The sequence below is a fragment of the Paraburkholderia ferrariae NBRC 106233 genome (assembly GCF_000685035.1).
GTDB classification, from domain to species: domain Bacteria; phylum Pseudomonadota; class Gammaproteobacteria; order Burkholderiales; family Burkholderiaceae; genus Paraburkholderia; species Paraburkholderia ferrariae.
The window spans coordinates 67,311-81,901 of sequence record NZ_BAYB01000029.1 but is presented as its reverse complement, the minus strand read 5'-3'; the positions used below and the strand labels follow the sequence as shown (position 1 = coordinate 81,901).

At 66.1% G+C, this 14,591-nt stretch carries 12 protein-coding genes and 1 pseudogene; 11 read left to right on the top strand and 2 right to left on the bottom strand.

What is annotated here, in order from left to right; genetic code table 11:
* Positions 1 to 42 precede the first annotated feature (42 nt).
* From BFE01S_RS27230 to BFE01S_RS40355, 5 genes and pseudogenes are all read left to right on the top strand, one after another.
* Complete coding sequence (locus BFE01S_RS27230) at positions 43 to 1,818, top strand: SWIM zinc finger family protein (protein WP_028228221.1); 1,776 nt, start codon at positions 43 to 45, stop codon at positions 1,816 to 1,818.
* Positions 1,819 to 1,987: 169 nt separating this feature from the next.
* Positions 1,988 to 2,314 (top strand): ArsR/SmtB family transcription factor, encoded by a 327-nt coding sequence (locus tag BFE01S_RS27225; protein ID WP_028228220.1) that lies wholly within the window; start codon positions 1,988 to 1,990, stop codon positions 2,312 to 2,314.
* A 65-nt stretch (positions 2,315 to 2,379) separates the two neighbouring features.
* The gene (locus BFE01S_RS27220; protein ID WP_028228219.1) at positions 2,380 to 3,441 is read left to right on the top strand and encodes an alkene reductase; all 1,062 of its coding nucleotides are present in this window, start codon (positions 2,380 to 2,382) and stop codon (positions 3,439 to 3,441) included.
* Positions 3,442 to 3,673: 232 nt separating this feature from the next.
* Complete coding sequence (locus tag BFE01S_RS27215; protein ID WP_028228218.1) at positions 3,674 to 3,871, top strand: DUF3562 domain-containing protein; 198 nt, start codon at positions 3,674 to 3,676, stop codon at positions 3,869 to 3,871.
* 305 nt (positions 3,872 to 4,176) lie between these two features.
* Positions 4,177 to 4,407: pseudogene (locus BFE01S_RS40355) on the top strand (DUF2866 domain-containing protein); the annotation flags it as partial.
* Positions 4,408 to 4,540: 133 nt separating this feature from the next.
* On the opposite strand, the gene dapA reads toward BFE01S_RS40355, so the two are convergent.
* Entirely contained in the window at positions 4,541 to 5,395 is an 855-nt protein-coding gene (dapA, locus tag BFE01S_RS27205; protein WP_028228217.1) for a 4-hydroxy-tetrahydrodipicolinate synthase, read from the bottom strand.
* 489 nt (positions 5,396 to 5,884) lie between these two features.
* Between dapA and BFE01S_RS27195 the strand changes: the two genes are divergently transcribed.
* Positions 5,885 to 7,177: an aspartate carbamoyltransferase gene (locus BFE01S_RS27195; protein ID WP_028228216.1), complete on the top strand. Its 1,293-nt coding sequence runs from the start codon at positions 5,885 to 5,887 to the stop codon at positions 7,175 to 7,177.
* A gap of 90 nt (positions 7,178 to 7,267) precedes the next feature.
* Here BFE01S_RS27195 and BFE01S_RS40350 read toward each other — a convergent pair whose 3' ends face one another.
* Positions 7,268 to 8,398, bottom strand: a complete 1,131-nt coding sequence (locus tag BFE01S_RS40350; protein ID WP_042338704.1) for a zinc-binding dehydrogenase — start codon at positions 8,396 to 8,398, stop codon at positions 7,268 to 7,270.
* Between the two features lie 91 nt (positions 8,399 to 8,489).
* On the opposite strand from BFE01S_RS40350, the gene BFE01S_RS27185 reads away from it, so the two are divergent.
* The 5 genes from BFE01S_RS27185 (at position 8,490) to BFE01S_RS27165 (ending at position 14,579) form a co-directional block, all read left to right on the top strand.
* A complete protein-coding gene (locus tag BFE01S_RS27185) occupies positions 8,490 to 9,419 on the top strand; it encodes a LysR family transcriptional regulator (protein ID WP_028228215.1) in 930 nt (309 codons plus the stop codon).
* A gap of 267 nt (positions 9,420 to 9,686) precedes the next feature.
* Positions 9,687 to 11,936, top strand: a complete 2,250-nt coding sequence (locus BFE01S_RS27180) for a TonB-dependent receptor (protein WP_028228214.1) — start codon at positions 9,687 to 9,689, stop codon at positions 11,934 to 11,936.
* A 5-nt stretch (positions 11,937 to 11,941) separates the two neighbouring features.
* Positions 11,942 to 12,775, top strand: coding sequence for a tetratricopeptide repeat protein (locus BFE01S_RS27175; RefSeq protein ID WP_084170186.1), 834 nt, complete (start codon positions 11,942 to 11,944; stop codon positions 12,773 to 12,775).
* The gene (locus BFE01S_RS27170) at positions 12,772 to 13,455 is read left to right on the top strand and encodes a Fe2+-dependent dioxygenase (protein ID WP_028228212.1); all 684 of its coding nucleotides are present in this window, start codon (positions 12,772 to 12,774) and stop codon (positions 13,453 to 13,455) included. The genes BFE01S_RS27175 and BFE01S_RS27170 overlap by 4 nt, the downstream gene beginning before the upstream one ends.
* Positions 13,456 to 13,895: 440 nt before the next feature.
* On the top strand, positions 13,896 to 14,579 hold the full coding sequence (locus BFE01S_RS27165) for a 2Fe-2S iron-sulfur cluster-binding protein (RefSeq protein ID WP_028228211.1): 684 nt from the start codon (positions 13,896 to 13,898) through the stop codon (positions 14,577 to 14,579).
* The last annotated feature ends 12 nt before the right edge of the window (positions 14,580 to 14,591 follow it).

Genomic DNA, 14,591 nt, shown 5'->3' with positions numbered 1-14,591 from the left:
CGCCGCCCGTCGCGGCATTTCCCGTCTTTCACCGGTCACCCGATGTCCAGGTCAGCAAAGCTTTCCGAGGTTCTCACGCTTGTTGAAGTCCAGTCGCTGGCCGACACGAAGACGTTTGCGCGCGGCAAGGCCTATTTCCACGATGGCGTGGTCTCCCGCCTGAACGAGCGCGACGAAGCGGTACGTGCGACCGTACGCGACACACACAGGTACCGGGTCGAACTCGCTGTCGACGATGGCGAACTCGCATACGACTGCAATTGCCCCGTGGGCGACAGCGGCGTTTTCTGCAAGCACGCTGTTGCGGTTGCACTCTGCTGGCTCGAAAACTCCGGTGAGGAGGTGTTTCACGCCGAAGAGCCGGCGGTGCCGGGAAAGCCGCGCAAGAAGCGGAAGACCTACGAGGAAGTCATTCGGGAATATGTAGCGACATTAGGCAAGGGCGCGCTTCAGGAGTTGTTGATGGACGCCGTCGAACAAGACCTCGCGCTGCGCGACAAGCTGCTGTTCGCTGCGCGTGCAGCAGGGGCCTCCGACCTGCCCGGCATGAAGGCCGCCGTCAAGCAGGCGACACGCATTTCACGCCCGCTGGACTGGCGCGAGTCGGGTGCATACGGCGACGGCCTGATGTCGCTGGCCGACATGCTGCGTCAAAGGCTTTCCGGACCTCATGCAGCGCAGGTGGTCGAGCTATGCGAACTGGCGATTGCAGGTGCGGAAAAGAGCCTCGAACAGATTGACGACTCCAATGGCGACGTGATGCCGGCGATTCTCGAACTGGCCGCTGTGCACCTCGATGCCTGCACGGTAACGGGCCCCGACCCGGTAAAGCTTGCGGAGCGGCTTTTCCGCTTCCAGACCGAAGGCAGCTGGGACACCTTCTACAACGTCCTGCCGGCGTACGCGGAGCCGCTGGGCAAGAGCGGACTGCGCCGCTATCGCGAACTGGTCAACGCGGCATGGGAATCGATGCCCGCACTCGTCCCGGGCCGGGAATATCGACGGTCATACAACTCGCCGCGCATGCAGCTCGAACATGCGATGGCGGCACTGGCCGAACTCGACGGAGACGTTGACGCGCTCATCCGCCTCCGCTCGAAGGACCTGTCCAGCCCGTACCGGTTTCTGCTGGTCGCGGAGCTTTGTGCGAAACACGGTCGTCCGGACGAAGGGCTCGCATGGGCCGAGCGCGGCATCACGGAGTGCGGCCAAAGCTTTGACCAGCGTTTGCTCGACTTCTGCATCGACGCATACCTGCGGCGCAGCGAATTCGACAAGGCCGACGCATGCGCGTGGCGACGTTTCGAGATGCGTCCGACGGCTGAAGCATTTCCTGCTTTGATGGAAGTCGCTACTGTTATCGGCAGACATGCGGAAACCCGGGAGCGTGCACTCAAACATCTGTGGGAACGGGTCGGTAAAGAGGAGGCAGCCTCAAAATCGAAGCGTACCGCCTGGCAAAGCGGCACACGAACCGAGCTGGTCAGGATTTTTATCGCCAGCAAAGAAAACGACGTCGCATGGGCCACGTTTACCGGCGGCCCGGTCGCCGCGCACCTATGGCCTGAGATGGCATCCGTCCGGGGCAAGACGCATCCGCACGACGCCATCGCCCTGTATCACCGTCTGCTGCCAATTGCTGCCGAGGGCGGTACGCGCAACGCGCGATATGACGAAGCGTTCGAAATCGTTCGGGCTATCGGCATGCTGCGGGCGCGGCTGGACGAACGTGCAAAGTTCGCCAGTGAACTGGAGAAGATTCGGACTGCGTATCGTGCAAAGCGCAACTTCATCAAGCTGCTCGCCAAGCTGTCATGAAGTCGTCCGCAGAGTTCGCAAGACCCCACGTTTTGTCTGCATCGCGCTGAAAGACGTCAACGACTGCGTTCCTGGACGTCTCTGAAAAACAATCCCCTATTGAAACCAGTGCCATCGCCCATATCGTATAATTGCGATATAAACTTCGCTCAGTTACGATGCACTTCGTATGAAGAAACCCGCTTCCGTCCCTGCCAAACTCGACATCGACGCCATTCACAAGGCCCTCGCCAACCCCATGCGGCGCGAGATCCTGGCGTGGCTGCGCGAGCCGCAGGCGCACTTCGCGGAACAGGAACTACCGCTCGACCACGGCGTCTGCGCGGGCAAGATCGACGCCCGCTGCGGCCTCTCGCAGTCCACCGTCTCGGCGCACCTCGCGGTGCTCCAGAAGGCCGGGCTCGTGACGTCCAAACGGGTCGGCCAGTGGGTTTTCTTCAAGCGCAACGACGCCGTCGTCGAGGCATTTCTCGCTCACGTGAACGCGCAGTTGTGACGGGGGCATCGTCCATTCATTCGTAGCACCAGCACGACGCGGGCCGTGCCCGCCAAAGGTGAAATATGGCAACCCTGTTCGACCCCATCCAGATCGGCGACCTCACGCTGCCCAATCGCGTCATCATGGCGCCGCTCACGCGCCAGCGCGCCGGCGAGGCACGCGTGCCCAACGCCCTCATGGCGCAGTACTACGCCGAGCGCGCGTCGGCCGGCCTCATCATCAGCGAAGCGACTTCGGTCACGCCGCAAGGCGTCGGCTACGCCGAAACGCCGGGCATCTGGTCGCAGGAACAGGTGGCGGGCTGGAAGCTCGTGACCGACGCCGTGCACGCCGCAGGCGGCCGCATCTTCCTGCAGTTGTGGCACGTGGGCCGCATTTCCGATCCCATGTTCCTCGACGGCGAACTGCCGGTCGCGCCCAGCGCCATCGCGGCGCAAGGCTTCGTGAGCCTCGTGCGTCCGCAGCGCGCGTTCGTAACGCCGCGTGCGCTCGCAATCGACGAAATCCCGGGCGTCGTGGCCGCGTTCCGCCAGGGCGCGCTGAACGCGAAGGCCGCGGGTTTTGACGGCGTTGAAGTGCACGGCGCGAACGGCTATCTGATCGACCAGTTCCTGCAGGACAGCACGAATCACCGCACGGACGCGTATGGCGGCCCGATCGAAAACCGTGCGCGCCTCCTGCTCGAAATCACCGACGCGTGCATCGACGTCTGGGGCGCGAATCGCGTGGGCGTGCATCTGGCACCGCGCGGCGACGCCCACACGATGGGCGATTCGAACCCCGCCGCCACGTTCGGCTACGTCGCACGCGAGCTCGGCAAGCGCAAGATCGCGTTCATCTGCGCGCGCGAATCGCTGGGCGACCCTCGCCTCGGCCCGCAACTGAAGGCCGAATTCGGCGGCCCGTACATCGCGAACGAGAAGTTCACGCTGGAATCGGCGCAAGCGCTGCTTGCCGGAGGCGAAGCCGATGCCGTGGCCTGGGGTCAACTGTTCATCGCGAACCCCGACCTGCCGCGCCGCTTCGAACGGAATGCGCCGCTCAACACACCGAATCCGGCCACGTACTATGCGCGCGGCGAAACGGGCTACACCGATTACCCGGCGCTCGAAAACGTAGCGTGACATCGCGTCGCAGCCAATGAGAGAAAAAGGGGTGGCCACAGCCGCCCCTTTTTTCGTATGGCGCAACGCGCAGCGACGGCGCGCGGGAACGCCGAAAGTCATCCACCCCGCCGCCTCCTCGGCGCGTATTCCATAGGGCGATTCAATTGGCGCCCGGCGCGGCCGTGTCCTCTAATGGAAACCCTGCGCTTTTTACCCCGCCCCTGCCTCGCCCCGCTGACTGGAGACCCTCATGCCTCAAGCCGACGTCGCGCAAATCGTTCAAACCATTGCCACCGAAACCAACACCCCCGAGGAAACCGTCGCGCGCATCTACGCCGATACCTTCGACAGCTATCGCGAAGGCGCACGCATTCAGGACTATCTCCCGCTATTCGTGGCCCGCAAGGTGAGAGCCACGCTGCGCGAGGAGCAGAAGTCGCGGCACTAGGCTCTTTTCCGGGCTTTTTTCCTCGCTTTTTCCAGGCATCTGCCCGGTCTCTCACTATCTGGACGTCACTCGCCGGATCGTTCGATCCGTGTCTTTACGCGCGCCCGTTTTTCGGTTGCCGCGTCGCCCCGGCACGCGTGTTCGCTGCATCGCCCCCTCTTAAGCTGCATTTAATTCTTCACTGTAACCATACGATCACCCCTGTTGAGCCGCCGGAACATTGGCGGCGTCTTTTTATACGGTGCCGTCGCCTGTCTTGCGTCGGCAGTGGCCGGCGAGGCGAAGAAGAACGAAGGAGCCAGTTCATGGTTGAAAACGACGTGCTGATGCACCTGCGGGCGCTGCTGAACGACGGCGCGCGGTCAAACGTCGCGAGCTGCCGGGTTTCGGGTCCGCTGCAGCAGCCTTGGGGGCGCCCCTGCCTGCTCGTCGAGTGGACCACGCCGCTCGACGACGGCGCGCGCCGCCAGGTCGTGCCCGCCGATAGCTCGGCGCTCGACATCGCGCGCCTCGTGGCCGCGCACGTGCCTGGCCGCCGCATCCTGCTGAACGGCGAACCCGCCGAGCCCGAAGGCGGGCGTCCCCGCCGCCGGCGCTCGCGCTCCAGCGCGAGCGCGAGCGTGCGCGTGGCGCGCTGAAGGCGCCGCGGCGCGCCGTTGCGCCGGCGCTTTACGCCACCCGCTCCCCTAATTCCGCTTCGAGCTCTGCGCTCGCCGTCGTCATCGGCGCGCGCAGTTCGTTGCGGATCAACCCGCAGCGCGCCAGCGCGGCCTTCACGGGCGCCGGATTCGGCTCCGCAAACGACGCGCGCACCAGCGGCACGAGCACGTGCCAGAGCGAACGCGCCTCGGCCAGCCGCCCCTCGCGCAGCGCGCGCTCCATCGCCACGAAGCGCTCCGTCTGCAGATGCGCCGACGCCGCAATCGCGCCGCTTGCGCCCGCGCACAGTACGCCGAACATGTCCAGATCTTCGCCGCAGAGCACCTGCAAACGTCCGTCGAGGATCAGCGAAAGCGTCTTGTCGAGCGAGCCGCCGCAATCCTTCACCGCGACAATGCGTTCGTGGCCCGCGAGTTCCAGCAGCGTCGGCAGTTCGAGCCGCACGCCGGTGCGCGCCGGAATGTCGTAGAGGATCACGGGCTTGCAGCTCGCGTCGGCAATCGCCGTGAAATGGCCGATCACGCCGGCCTGCGAGGGCCGGATGTAATACGGCGCGGCCGCCAGCACGCCCGCAATCGGCAGTGCATTCAACTCGCTCACGCGCTCGCACACCGAAGCCGTGTGGTTGCCGCTCACGCCCGCAACCACCGGCACGGCACCGGCCGCCGCCAGCACGGTCGCGAGCACCGCATCCTGCTCGCGTGCGTCGAGCGCGGCGGGTTCGCCCGTCGTGCCGAGCGCCACGAAACCGGCCACGCCCGTGCGCACGTAGTGGCGCACGAGCGCGTCGAGCGCGGCGTGATCGACCTCGCCCGCGTTGAACGGCGTGATGAGCGGAATCCAGATACCCGAAAAGTTGGACATGACTTTCCCTTGAACTCGACCGTATCGAAAAGTCCGTCGTGCGGTGCGCAGGAGGGAAGCAAGCCGGGGATGCGGGAGGCAGGGCGCCTTCGACTGGCTGTTCCGTCGCACATCATCTGACGGAACAGCAGGCTCCGGTCAGATGAGCAGCTGTTTTTTGGCTTTGGCGTTCACGCAGACCGCCACGGCGCGCACGAACGCAGGCACCGCGCGCGTAGCGGCGGTATTCGGTCGATCGTGGCGGACGGGGGTGCGTGACATGTTGCGCAGTGTAACCGGGATGGGGCAATCGCGCGCGTGTTCGAGGCTGCCGGGGGGCACGGCAGCCCTGCGTGATCGGCACGGCGCATGTGGCGCGCTCCTGCCCGAACCGCCGCCGCACTGCGGCGCGACGCCGCCCACGGTCATCCACGACAAAAGGGCTTGACTTCTGTCAGCGTCCCACTAATATACGCACCGCGTACATCAACCCGACTCAAAGGTGCCTGCATGAGCGTCCCGCAACAAGCCTTCCTTCGCGACGCCATGCGGCGTCTGAACATGACCCGCGACGTGTTCGCGAGCCGCATCGGCGTCTCGCGCCGGGCGCTCGACACCTGGCTTCTGCCCGAAGAGTCGCAGGAATCGCGGGCCATGCCGGAGATCGTCGAACGCTTCGTATCGGAAATCGTCGGCAACGGCGAATTGCGCGAAGGCTATACGCAAAGCGTAGACCCGCAATCGCTCGCCAGCCAGATCCAGTTCGAGGGCCGGCCGCAGCTGCTGTCCGTCGATCAGTTCTCGCGCGACTCGGTGGAAGCCCTCTTCCGCGTGGCCGACATCATGCAGCCCATCGCACGCCGCCGGAAAATCTCGCGCGTGCTCGAAGGCGCGGTGCTCGGCAACCTGTTCTTCGAAGCGAGCACGCGTACGCGCGTGAGCTTCGGGGCCGCGTTCTGCCGCCTGGGCGGTTCGGTGTGCGATACGACCGGCTTCACGTTCTCGTCGATGGCGAAGGGCGAATCGATCTACGACACGAGCCGCGTGATGGCCGGCTACGTGGATGCGATGGTGATTCGGCATCCTGATCAAGGTTCGGTGGCCGAGTTCGCGCGCGCGGTGAACATCCCCGTGATCAACGGCGGCGACGGCCCCGGCGAGCACCCGAGCCAGGCCCTGCTCGATCTCTACACGATCCAGCGCGAGTTCTCGCGGCTCGGCAAGATCGTCGACGGCGCGCACATCGCGCTCGTGGGCGACCTCAAGTACGGCCGCACCGTGCACTCGCTCGTGAAGCTGCTCGCGCTCTACCGCGGCATCAAGTTCACGCTCATTTCGCCGCCGATGCTGGAAATGCCCGCGTACATCGTGGACAAGATCTCGACCAACGGCCACGTGGTCGAGCAGACGACCGACCTCACGGCGGGCCTGCGCGGCGCGGATGTGGTGTACGCCACGCGCATCCAGAAGGAGCGCTTCGCCGACGAGTCGTTCGAAGGCTACACGCCCGAGTTCCAGATCAACCAGGCGCTCGTGGATTCGGTCTGCGGCCCGGACACGCTGATCATGCACCCGCTGCCGCGCGACAGCCGCCCGGGCGCGAACGATCTTTCGACGGACCTGAACCACGACCCGCGCCTCGCGATCTTCCGCCAGACCGACAACGGCATTCCGGTGCGCATGGCGATCTTCGCGGTGCTGCTGGGTGTGGACACGCTGGTGCAGCACTCGATGCGCGACGCCGCCTGGCGCCCGCCCGTCTACCTCGGCCCGGACGACGCCGTGTTCCACGGCATCGACTGAACGGCGGCGCGGTCTGGAGCACGATCCGCAGCGTAATCTTCAGACGCCAGCGGGCCGGGAAGCGCGATGCTTCCCGGCCGCGCGCGGGTTTTACGCTTCTCGCGGCGCGTTTCCCACGGGATTTTCCACCGCATGGGTCACGGCATCTCCACGCATCTCCACGACTACGCAGCGCAGCCCCTGCGCCTCCCCCGCCGCATCGATAGCGGCTTCGAGCTGCCCGAACGGGTAACGCTCCACCTCCACCGCATCGAGCGGCAACTGCCCCGATGCCGCCAGCGCAATCAGCGCCCGGTAATCCGCGCCGCTGTACATGAAGTGGCCCATCACCTCCCAGTTGTTGATGAGCATCTCCCCGTAAGCGAGCGGCAGATCGCACGCCATGCTGCCCATCAGCACCATGCGGCCGTTGCGCCGCAGGCTGCGCAGGCAGGCGAGCGTCGCTTGCGCGTCGGTGGCGTGGCCCAGCATGTCGAAGGCCAGATCGGCGCCGCCGCCTGAAGCTTCGCGAATCGCGGCGACATCGCGCGCCGCATCGCCGCTCAGTGCGACGGTGACGACACGCGTACCGGCCCGCCCTGCGATCTCCGCCAGCGCCTGAGCGCGGCGTCCCACAGCCACCACCCGGCTCGCGCCGAGCGCCAGCGCACCCAGCACGGCCGCCGAGCCAAACGCCCCGGCCGCGCCGTTCACGATCACCGTTTCGCCCGCGGCAAGGCGCCCGCGCCGCAAGCCGCCGAACGGCACGACGAGCTTGCCCAGCGCCGCAAGCCGGGCGGACGGCAGCGCGTCGAGCCCGTCGAGCGGGAACACCGTCGAAGCCGGAAACTCCGCGGCTTCGCGCAGGGTGCCATGCGGAAAATCGGCCAGCATCGCGGCACTGCCGGGGCTGATGGCGGTCAACCCGATCAGGGCCTGCTCCGGCTCGCGCAACGCTTCGTCGGACACCCAGTAGGGGCTCAGCGCAACGCGCTGGCCGGCGCGGTAGCCGCCATAAACGCCCTCGCCGACGGCGATCACGCGGCCAATGCCGTTGGTGCCGGGCGAGAACGGCCCCGGCGGATAAGCGTAGGGCAGCTCGCCGCGCAGGTACTGACGCGTATAGCTCAAGAGCGGCACGGCCTCCACGCGCACGAGCAGCGTGCCGCGGCGCGGTTCCGGTTGCGTTTCGTCGCGCAGCGCGAGCGGCTGGCCGGGGGTATCGAGCATCCAGGCTTTCATGGTCTTCTCCGTTCGGAATCGATTGACGGATTGAACTGTAGGTGTCCGCCACGTATTCTTGAAATCAATTCCTCTAATTCCACCCATCCACGTGACTGATCTCTCCGGCATCGACCTGAATCTGCTCGTTTCGCTCGACGCCCTGCTCGCCGAATCGAACGTCACGCGCGCCGCCGCGCGGCTGAACCTCTCCCAGCCTGCCGTTTCGGCCCAGCTTGCGCGGCTGCGCCAGCTATTCGGCGACCCGCTCCTGATTCCGGCCGCGAACGGCCGCGGCATGACGCGCACCGCCCGCGCGCTCGAATTGATGGAGCCGTTGCAGTCCGCGCTGCGCACGCTCGAAACCGTGGTGCGGCGGCAGCCTGTGTTCGACCCGCTTGCCGACGCGCGCCGCTTCGTCGTGGCCGCGAGCGACCAGTCGGTTGTCGTGCTGGGCTTGCCGCTGATGGAGAACTGGCCGCGCCTCGCCGGGCCGCGCGTGCAACTGGCGTTCGTTTCCGCCGAACTCGCGGGACTGGCCGAGCGCTTCGAGCGCGGCGAACTCGACCTGCTGCTCGGCTCCGAACGCATGCTGCCGCCCACGCTCAAGGCGCGGCGCCTCTACGAAGAACGTTTCGTGGCGGCGCAGCGCAAAGGGCATCCGCGCGGCACCGGGCCCTATACCCTCGACGATTACTGCGCCTTCGGCCATGTCCTCGTCTCCACCTCGGGCGGCAGCTTCTTCGGCTTCATGGACGAGCATCTCGAAACGCTCGGCCGCGCGCGGCGCGTGGCCTTGTCGGTGCAGCATTTCACGCTCGTGCCCGACGTGCTGGCCTGCACCGACTACATCGCGACCCTGCCCGAGCGGTTGATCGCCCGCTACCGGGACCGGCTCGACCTCTTCGAACTGCCGTTCGACGCACGCGGGTTCACCATGCTGGCGGGCTGGCATCCGCGCAGCCAGAACGATCCGGCGCATGTCTGGCTGCGTGGGACGGTGGCGGCGATGGTCTCGGCCACAGGTCGAACGCAGGCGTAAAACGTAGCCCTCCCCGCCGATCCGCCAGTCTATAGCCTGGCAAACCCGCGCATCTACCTTCATATCTCAACCTTTTTCGCTCAATTTCATCCATCTATACGTCATTCTGCAAAAACCCTTCCCTCCATCAGCATTAGGCATCAATGCAAACGCTTCTCAATTACATGTTTATTGAATAGAATGCTCGTCGAAAACAATTTGTAATTAATAGCAATGAATCGGTAAGGAACGCCGTCCTCATTGCAGCCAACCATGAGGACGAGAGGTATGAAGTCGCGCGCCGACGAGCTCAAGCTCGGCAAACTCAGCACCACCCTGTGCAGCGTGCTCGCGGCGAGCCCCGCGCTCGCACAATCCGCCGCCACCGAGCCTGCCACCGACCGCGAGGGCCAGCTTGCGCCCATCCAGGTCTCGGGCCAGAACACGCCCAGCTTCAAGACCGATCACGCCTCCGACATCAAATTCACCGCGCCGCTCGTCGATACGCCGAAGTCGGTCACCGTGATTCCCGAAGCACTCATCAAGAGCACGGGTGCGAGCACGATGTCCGAAGCGCTGCGCACCGTGCCGGGCATCACCTTCGGTGCGGGCGAGGGCGGCAACCCGCTGGGCGACCGGCCCTTCATCCGCGGCTACGACACCCAGGGCAGCCTGTTCGTGGACGGCATGCGCGATATCGGCGCGACGACGCACGAAGTCTTCAACACCGAAAGCATCGAAGTGATCAAAGGCGCGGATGGCGCATACGGCGGCCGCGGCGGCGCGGGCGGCAGCATCAACATCGTGAGCAAGGCGCCGCACCTCGGCAACGCGGCCGAAGGCAACGTGGGCCTCGGCACCGACCGCTACCGCCGCTTCACCGCCGACGGCAACTGGCAGTTCGCCGACCACGCCGCTTTCCGCCTGAACCTGCTCTCGCACAACAACGACGTGGCCGGGCGCGACGCCGTGAACAACGAGCGCTGGGGCGTGGCGCCATCGGTGGCGTTCGGGCTCGGCACTTCCACGCGCGTGACGGCCAGCTATTACCACCTGCAAACGGACGATCTCCCGGACAGCGGTATTCCGTACTACTACACGAGTTCGAACAAGCCGAAGGGTATGAATACGCTCTACCCTGCCGACGTCGATCGCCATGACTTTTACGGCCTCGTGGACCGCGATTTCCGCAAGACCCAGTCGGACATCGGCACGGTACGCATCGAGCACGACATCACGCCGTCGCTCTCGATCCGCAACACCACGCGCTACACGAAGTCGAGCCAGGACTACATCTGGACCCAGCCCGACGACAGCCAGGGCAACGTGGCCAACGGCATGGTCTGGCGCCGCGCGAACACGCGCGCGAGCGACGTGTGGAGCCTCGCGAACCAGACCGAGCTCTACGGCGAGTTCAAGACCGGCTTTCTCAAGCACAACTTCACGACCGGCCTCGAATTCTCGCGCGAGAGCAGCGAAAACGACGCCTATACGGTGGCCACGGGCACGGGCGCGATCTGCCGCACGGCGGGGATCGGCGCCCCCTCGGGCTACAACTGCACGAGCCTGTGGACGCCCAATCCGCACGACCCGTGGGCAGGCTCGATCCGCAAGAACAACGACCCGACCCACCAGCGCACGATCACCAGGTCGCTCTACGCCTTCGACACGATCGAACTCGCGCCGCGCTGGCAGGCCAACGTGGGCCTGCGCGTGGACGACTACACCACGCGCTTCCAGAACACGATGGCAAACGGCGGCGCGAAGATCGACCGCGACGACACGCTCTTCAACTACCAGCTCGGCCTCGTCTTCAAGCCGGCGCGCAACGGCAGCATGTATGCATCGATTGCCACCTCCGCCACGCCCGCGGGCTCGCTGCTCGGCCAGGGCAGCGAAACGCAGTCGCTCACGCCGGGCCGCGGCGGAGTCGGCGCCAATGCGGCGGACCTCGGCCCCGAAAAGAACCGCAGCATCGAATTCGGCACGAAATGGGATTTGCTGAACAACCGCGTCTCGCTCACCGGCGCGCTGTTCCAGATCGACACCACGAACGCGCGCGTGACGCTGCCCGACAACACCTATGCGATGGTGGGCAACAAGCGCGTGCAGGGCCTCGAACTCGGCGTGGCGGGCAAGCTTACCGACAAGTGGCAGGTCTTCGGCGGCTACACCTGGCTGAAGAGCGAACTGCGCGACAACGGCAAGACCACGTCCGACAACGGCCACGCGTTCCCGAATACGCCGAAGAACAGCTTCACGATGTGGACGACGTATGACGTGCTGCCGCAATTCACGATTGGCGGCGGGGCGTTCTACATGTCGCAGGTGTACGGCGACACCGCGAATCTGCATGCGGTGCCTTCGTACTGGCGCTTCGACGCAACGGCCGACTACCGCATCAACAAGCATCTCGAAGTGCAGCTGAACGTGCAGAATCTCTTCAACCGCACGTACTTCGACCAGGCCTATCCCACGCACTATGCGTCGATCGCGCCGGGCCGCTCGGCCTTCGTCACGCTCACGGCACGGTACTGATCGTCATGCGTCCACACCGTGAAATCGCTTCGCCCCGGGCCGTGAGCGGCGAATCCGTCAATGAACTTCCGCTGCACGAACGGGTGCCGCTGCGGCGGCTCGCGAACGTCACCGCCGAGGAATTCGCGGCCATTCTCGCGGGGTCGCCCGAGCGCGCCGCCGCGTGGGTGGCGGCGGCGGCGCACAACGGCATCGTGGAAGCGCAGGCGGTCTACGGGCAATTTCTGCTCGACGCCCACGGCGTCGAACGCGACCTGGAAGGCGCGTTCACCTGGTTTCGCCACGCAGCGCGCCGCGATCATCCGATGGCGATGAACATGCTCGGCCGCTGCTACGAGAATGGCTGGGGCACCCTGGCGTGCGCGCCGGTTGCCGTGTACTGGTATCGGCTTGCCGCGCGCGCCGGGCTCGACTGGGGCATGTACAACTATGCGTCTTCGCTCGCGCTCGGCCGCGGCATCGAGGAAAATCGCGCCGAAGCGCTCGACTGGTTTCGCCGCGCGGCGGCGCTGGGCCACGTGAAGTCGCTGAACTTCATCGGCAGCTTTTACGAGGACGGCTGGGTGGTCGACGCCGATCTCGAACAGGCGCGGCACTACTATCGCGAGGCCGCGCACGGCGGCGATTTTCGCGGCCAGTTCAACTATGCACGGCTGCTCGCCCTGCGCGGCGAAATCGACGAGGCGCTCGTGTGGCTCGCCCGCGCCAGCGCGCATGCCACGCCGTCCTTCATCGCGCAGATGCAGACCTGGCTCGCGCACGCGCCGCTCGACGCGTTCCGGCGCTTTGCCGCCGCGCTGGGCACGGCGCGCACAACGCGCGGGAGTGCCCTCGCATGATGCTGCACATCCCCGGCGTGCTGTCTGCCGAGCAGGTTCGCCAATGCCGCGAGGTGCTCGACGCGGCGCACTGGATCGACGGCAACGCCACGTCGGGCATGCAGTCGGCGCAGGTCAAGCGCAACGAGCAGCTGCCCGAAGGCTCGGCGGCCGCGCGCACGGTGGGACGCGCGATAGAAGACGCACTCGCAAGCCATGCCAGGTTTTTTTCGGCGGCGCTGCCGCTCAAGGTGTTCCCGCCGCTCTTCAACCGCTACGCCGGCGGCGACGGCTTCGGCACGCATGTGGACAACGCCATCCGCCTGTTGCGCGGCAGCGATTTTCGCGTGCGCAGCGATCTCTCGGCCACGCTCTTTCTTGCCGACCCCGAGAGCTACGACGGCGGCGAGCTTTGCGTGGACGACACCTACGGCACGCACCGCGTGAAGCTGCCCGCCGGCGATCTGGTGCTCTACCCGGCTTCGAGCCTGCATCGCGTGACGCCCGTCACGCGCGGCGTGCGCGTGGCGTCGTTCTTCTGGATTCAAAGCATGGTGCGCGACGACGCCGGGCGCTCGCTGCTCTATCAGCTCGACAACGATATCCAGCGGCTCAACGCGCAGCAGGGAACGAACGACCCTACGGTGGTGAGCCTCACGGGCATTTATCACAACCTGCTGCGCCGCTGGGCCGACGTGTGAGCGAGTGGGGGCATCGCCGGCCGTGTTTGGTGCTCGTTAAAGATGTCGCCAGCGGACGTCAATCCGACATCGAGAAGAACGATTTCTGTCCATTCCGCCAGCCTGACGTCAGCCCTTTGCCAGTCTTGCGCCATGCTCGCGCACGTCACGAAAGTTTCTCCCCCGGACCCTTTACTTTCCCGGCCGGCAGGCGCAACGTGCAGATCTGACGAAACGGCCGCACGGGTTTTTGCGGCACCTTTCGTCGCGTATCACGTGAATCGCGCCCGTCAAGTCGCCGCGCTCGAAGCCGCCTGACACCGGCCCCCAACCGCGGCACACCGCGCGACTTCGCGGTATCGGAATTGCTATCAAGCCGAGGTCCGCACGCTGCTGCCGGCCGAATCTCAAGCGACCGCGCGCAGGTGCGTTTCCGTCCTTCGATGGAGCCGCCGAACGCCATGTCCAAAGATCTCCCCAACGACGCGGGCGAGCCCGCGCCGGCCGATGTCTCGCGCCGCCGCTTCCTGCAGTCGGCGGCGGCCGCCGCCGCACTGGGCGCAACGCCGCATCTGCACGCGCAGAACGATCCGCCCGCCGCCAATCCCGCTGCGTCTGTGCGCGCGGCACCGCCCCAGCCGGTGCATCTGAGCATCAACGGCCGCGAGTACGTGCTGCATATCGAGCCTCGCGTCACGCTGCTCGACGCGTTGCGCGATTACGCCGGCCTCACCGGCACGAAGAAAGGCTGCGACCGCGGCCAGTGCGGCGCGTGCACTGTGCTCGCGGACGGCCGCAGAATCAACGCGTGCCTGACGCTCGCGGTCATGCACGAAGGCGAGCGCATCACGACGGTCGAGGGCCTCGCGAGCGCGACGGCCCTGAGTCCCGTGCAGCGCGCCTTCATCGACAACGACGCCTTCCAGTGCGGCTACTGTACGCCGGGGCAGTTGTGCTCGGCGACCGCGTGCATCAGCGAGTTCAACGCGGGCACGGCAAGCGCCGTGACGCACGACGTGAGCGCACGCCCCGCGCAGCTAAGCGACGCCGAGATCCGCGAACGCATGAGCGGCAACCTGTGCCGCTGCGGCGCCTACGCGAACATCGTGGCCGCGGTGCGCGACGCGCACGCGGCCAGCGCGTGAACGGGAGGCGTT

What these genes read in the sequence shown, in the direction of transcription:
- BFE01S_RS27215 (WP_028228218.1), top strand. Translation starts at nt 3,674, where the DNA reads ATGCCTCAAGCCGACGTCGCGCAAATCGTTCAAACCATTGCCACCGAA.
- BFE01S_RS27170 (WP_028228212.1), top strand. Translation starts at nt 12,772, where the DNA reads ATGATGCTGCACATCCCCGGCGTGCTGTCTGCCGAGCAGGTTCGCCAA.
- BFE01S_RS27175 (WP_084170186.1), top strand. Translation starts at nt 11,942, where the DNA reads ATGCGTCCACACCGTGAAATCGCTTCGCCCCGGGCCGTGAGCGGCGAA.
- BFE01S_RS40350 (WP_042338704.1), bottom strand. Translation starts at nt 8,398, where the DNA reads ATGAAAGCCTGGATGCTCGATACCCCCGGCCAGCCGCTCGCGCTGCGC.
- BFE01S_RS27180 (WP_028228214.1), top strand. Translation starts at nt 9,687, where the DNA reads ATGAAGTCGCGCGCCGACGAGCTCAAGCTCGGCAAACTCAGCACCACC.
- BFE01S_RS27165 (WP_028228211.1), top strand. Translation starts at nt 13,896, where the DNA reads ATGTCCAAAGATCTCCCCAACGACGCGGGCGAGCCCGCGCCGGCCGAT.
- dapA (WP_028228217.1), bottom strand. Translation starts at nt 5,395, where the DNA reads ATGTCCAACTTTTCGGGTATCTGGATTCCGCTCATCACGCCGTTCAAC.
- BFE01S_RS27220 (WP_028228219.1), top strand. Translation starts at nt 2,380, where the DNA reads ATGGCAACCCTGTTCGACCCCATCCAGATCGGCGACCTCACGCTGCCC.
- BFE01S_RS27195 (WP_028228216.1), top strand. Translation starts at nt 5,885, where the DNA reads ATGAGCGTCCCGCAACAAGCCTTCCTTCGCGACGCCATGCGGCGTCTG.
- BFE01S_RS27225 (WP_028228220.1), top strand. Translation starts at nt 1,988, where the DNA reads ATGAAGAAACCCGCTTCCGTCCCTGCCAAACTCGACATCGACGCCATT.
- BFE01S_RS27230 (WP_028228221.1), top strand. Translation starts at nt 43, where the DNA reads ATGTCCAGGTCAGCAAAGCTTTCCGAGGTTCTCACGCTTGTTGAAGTC.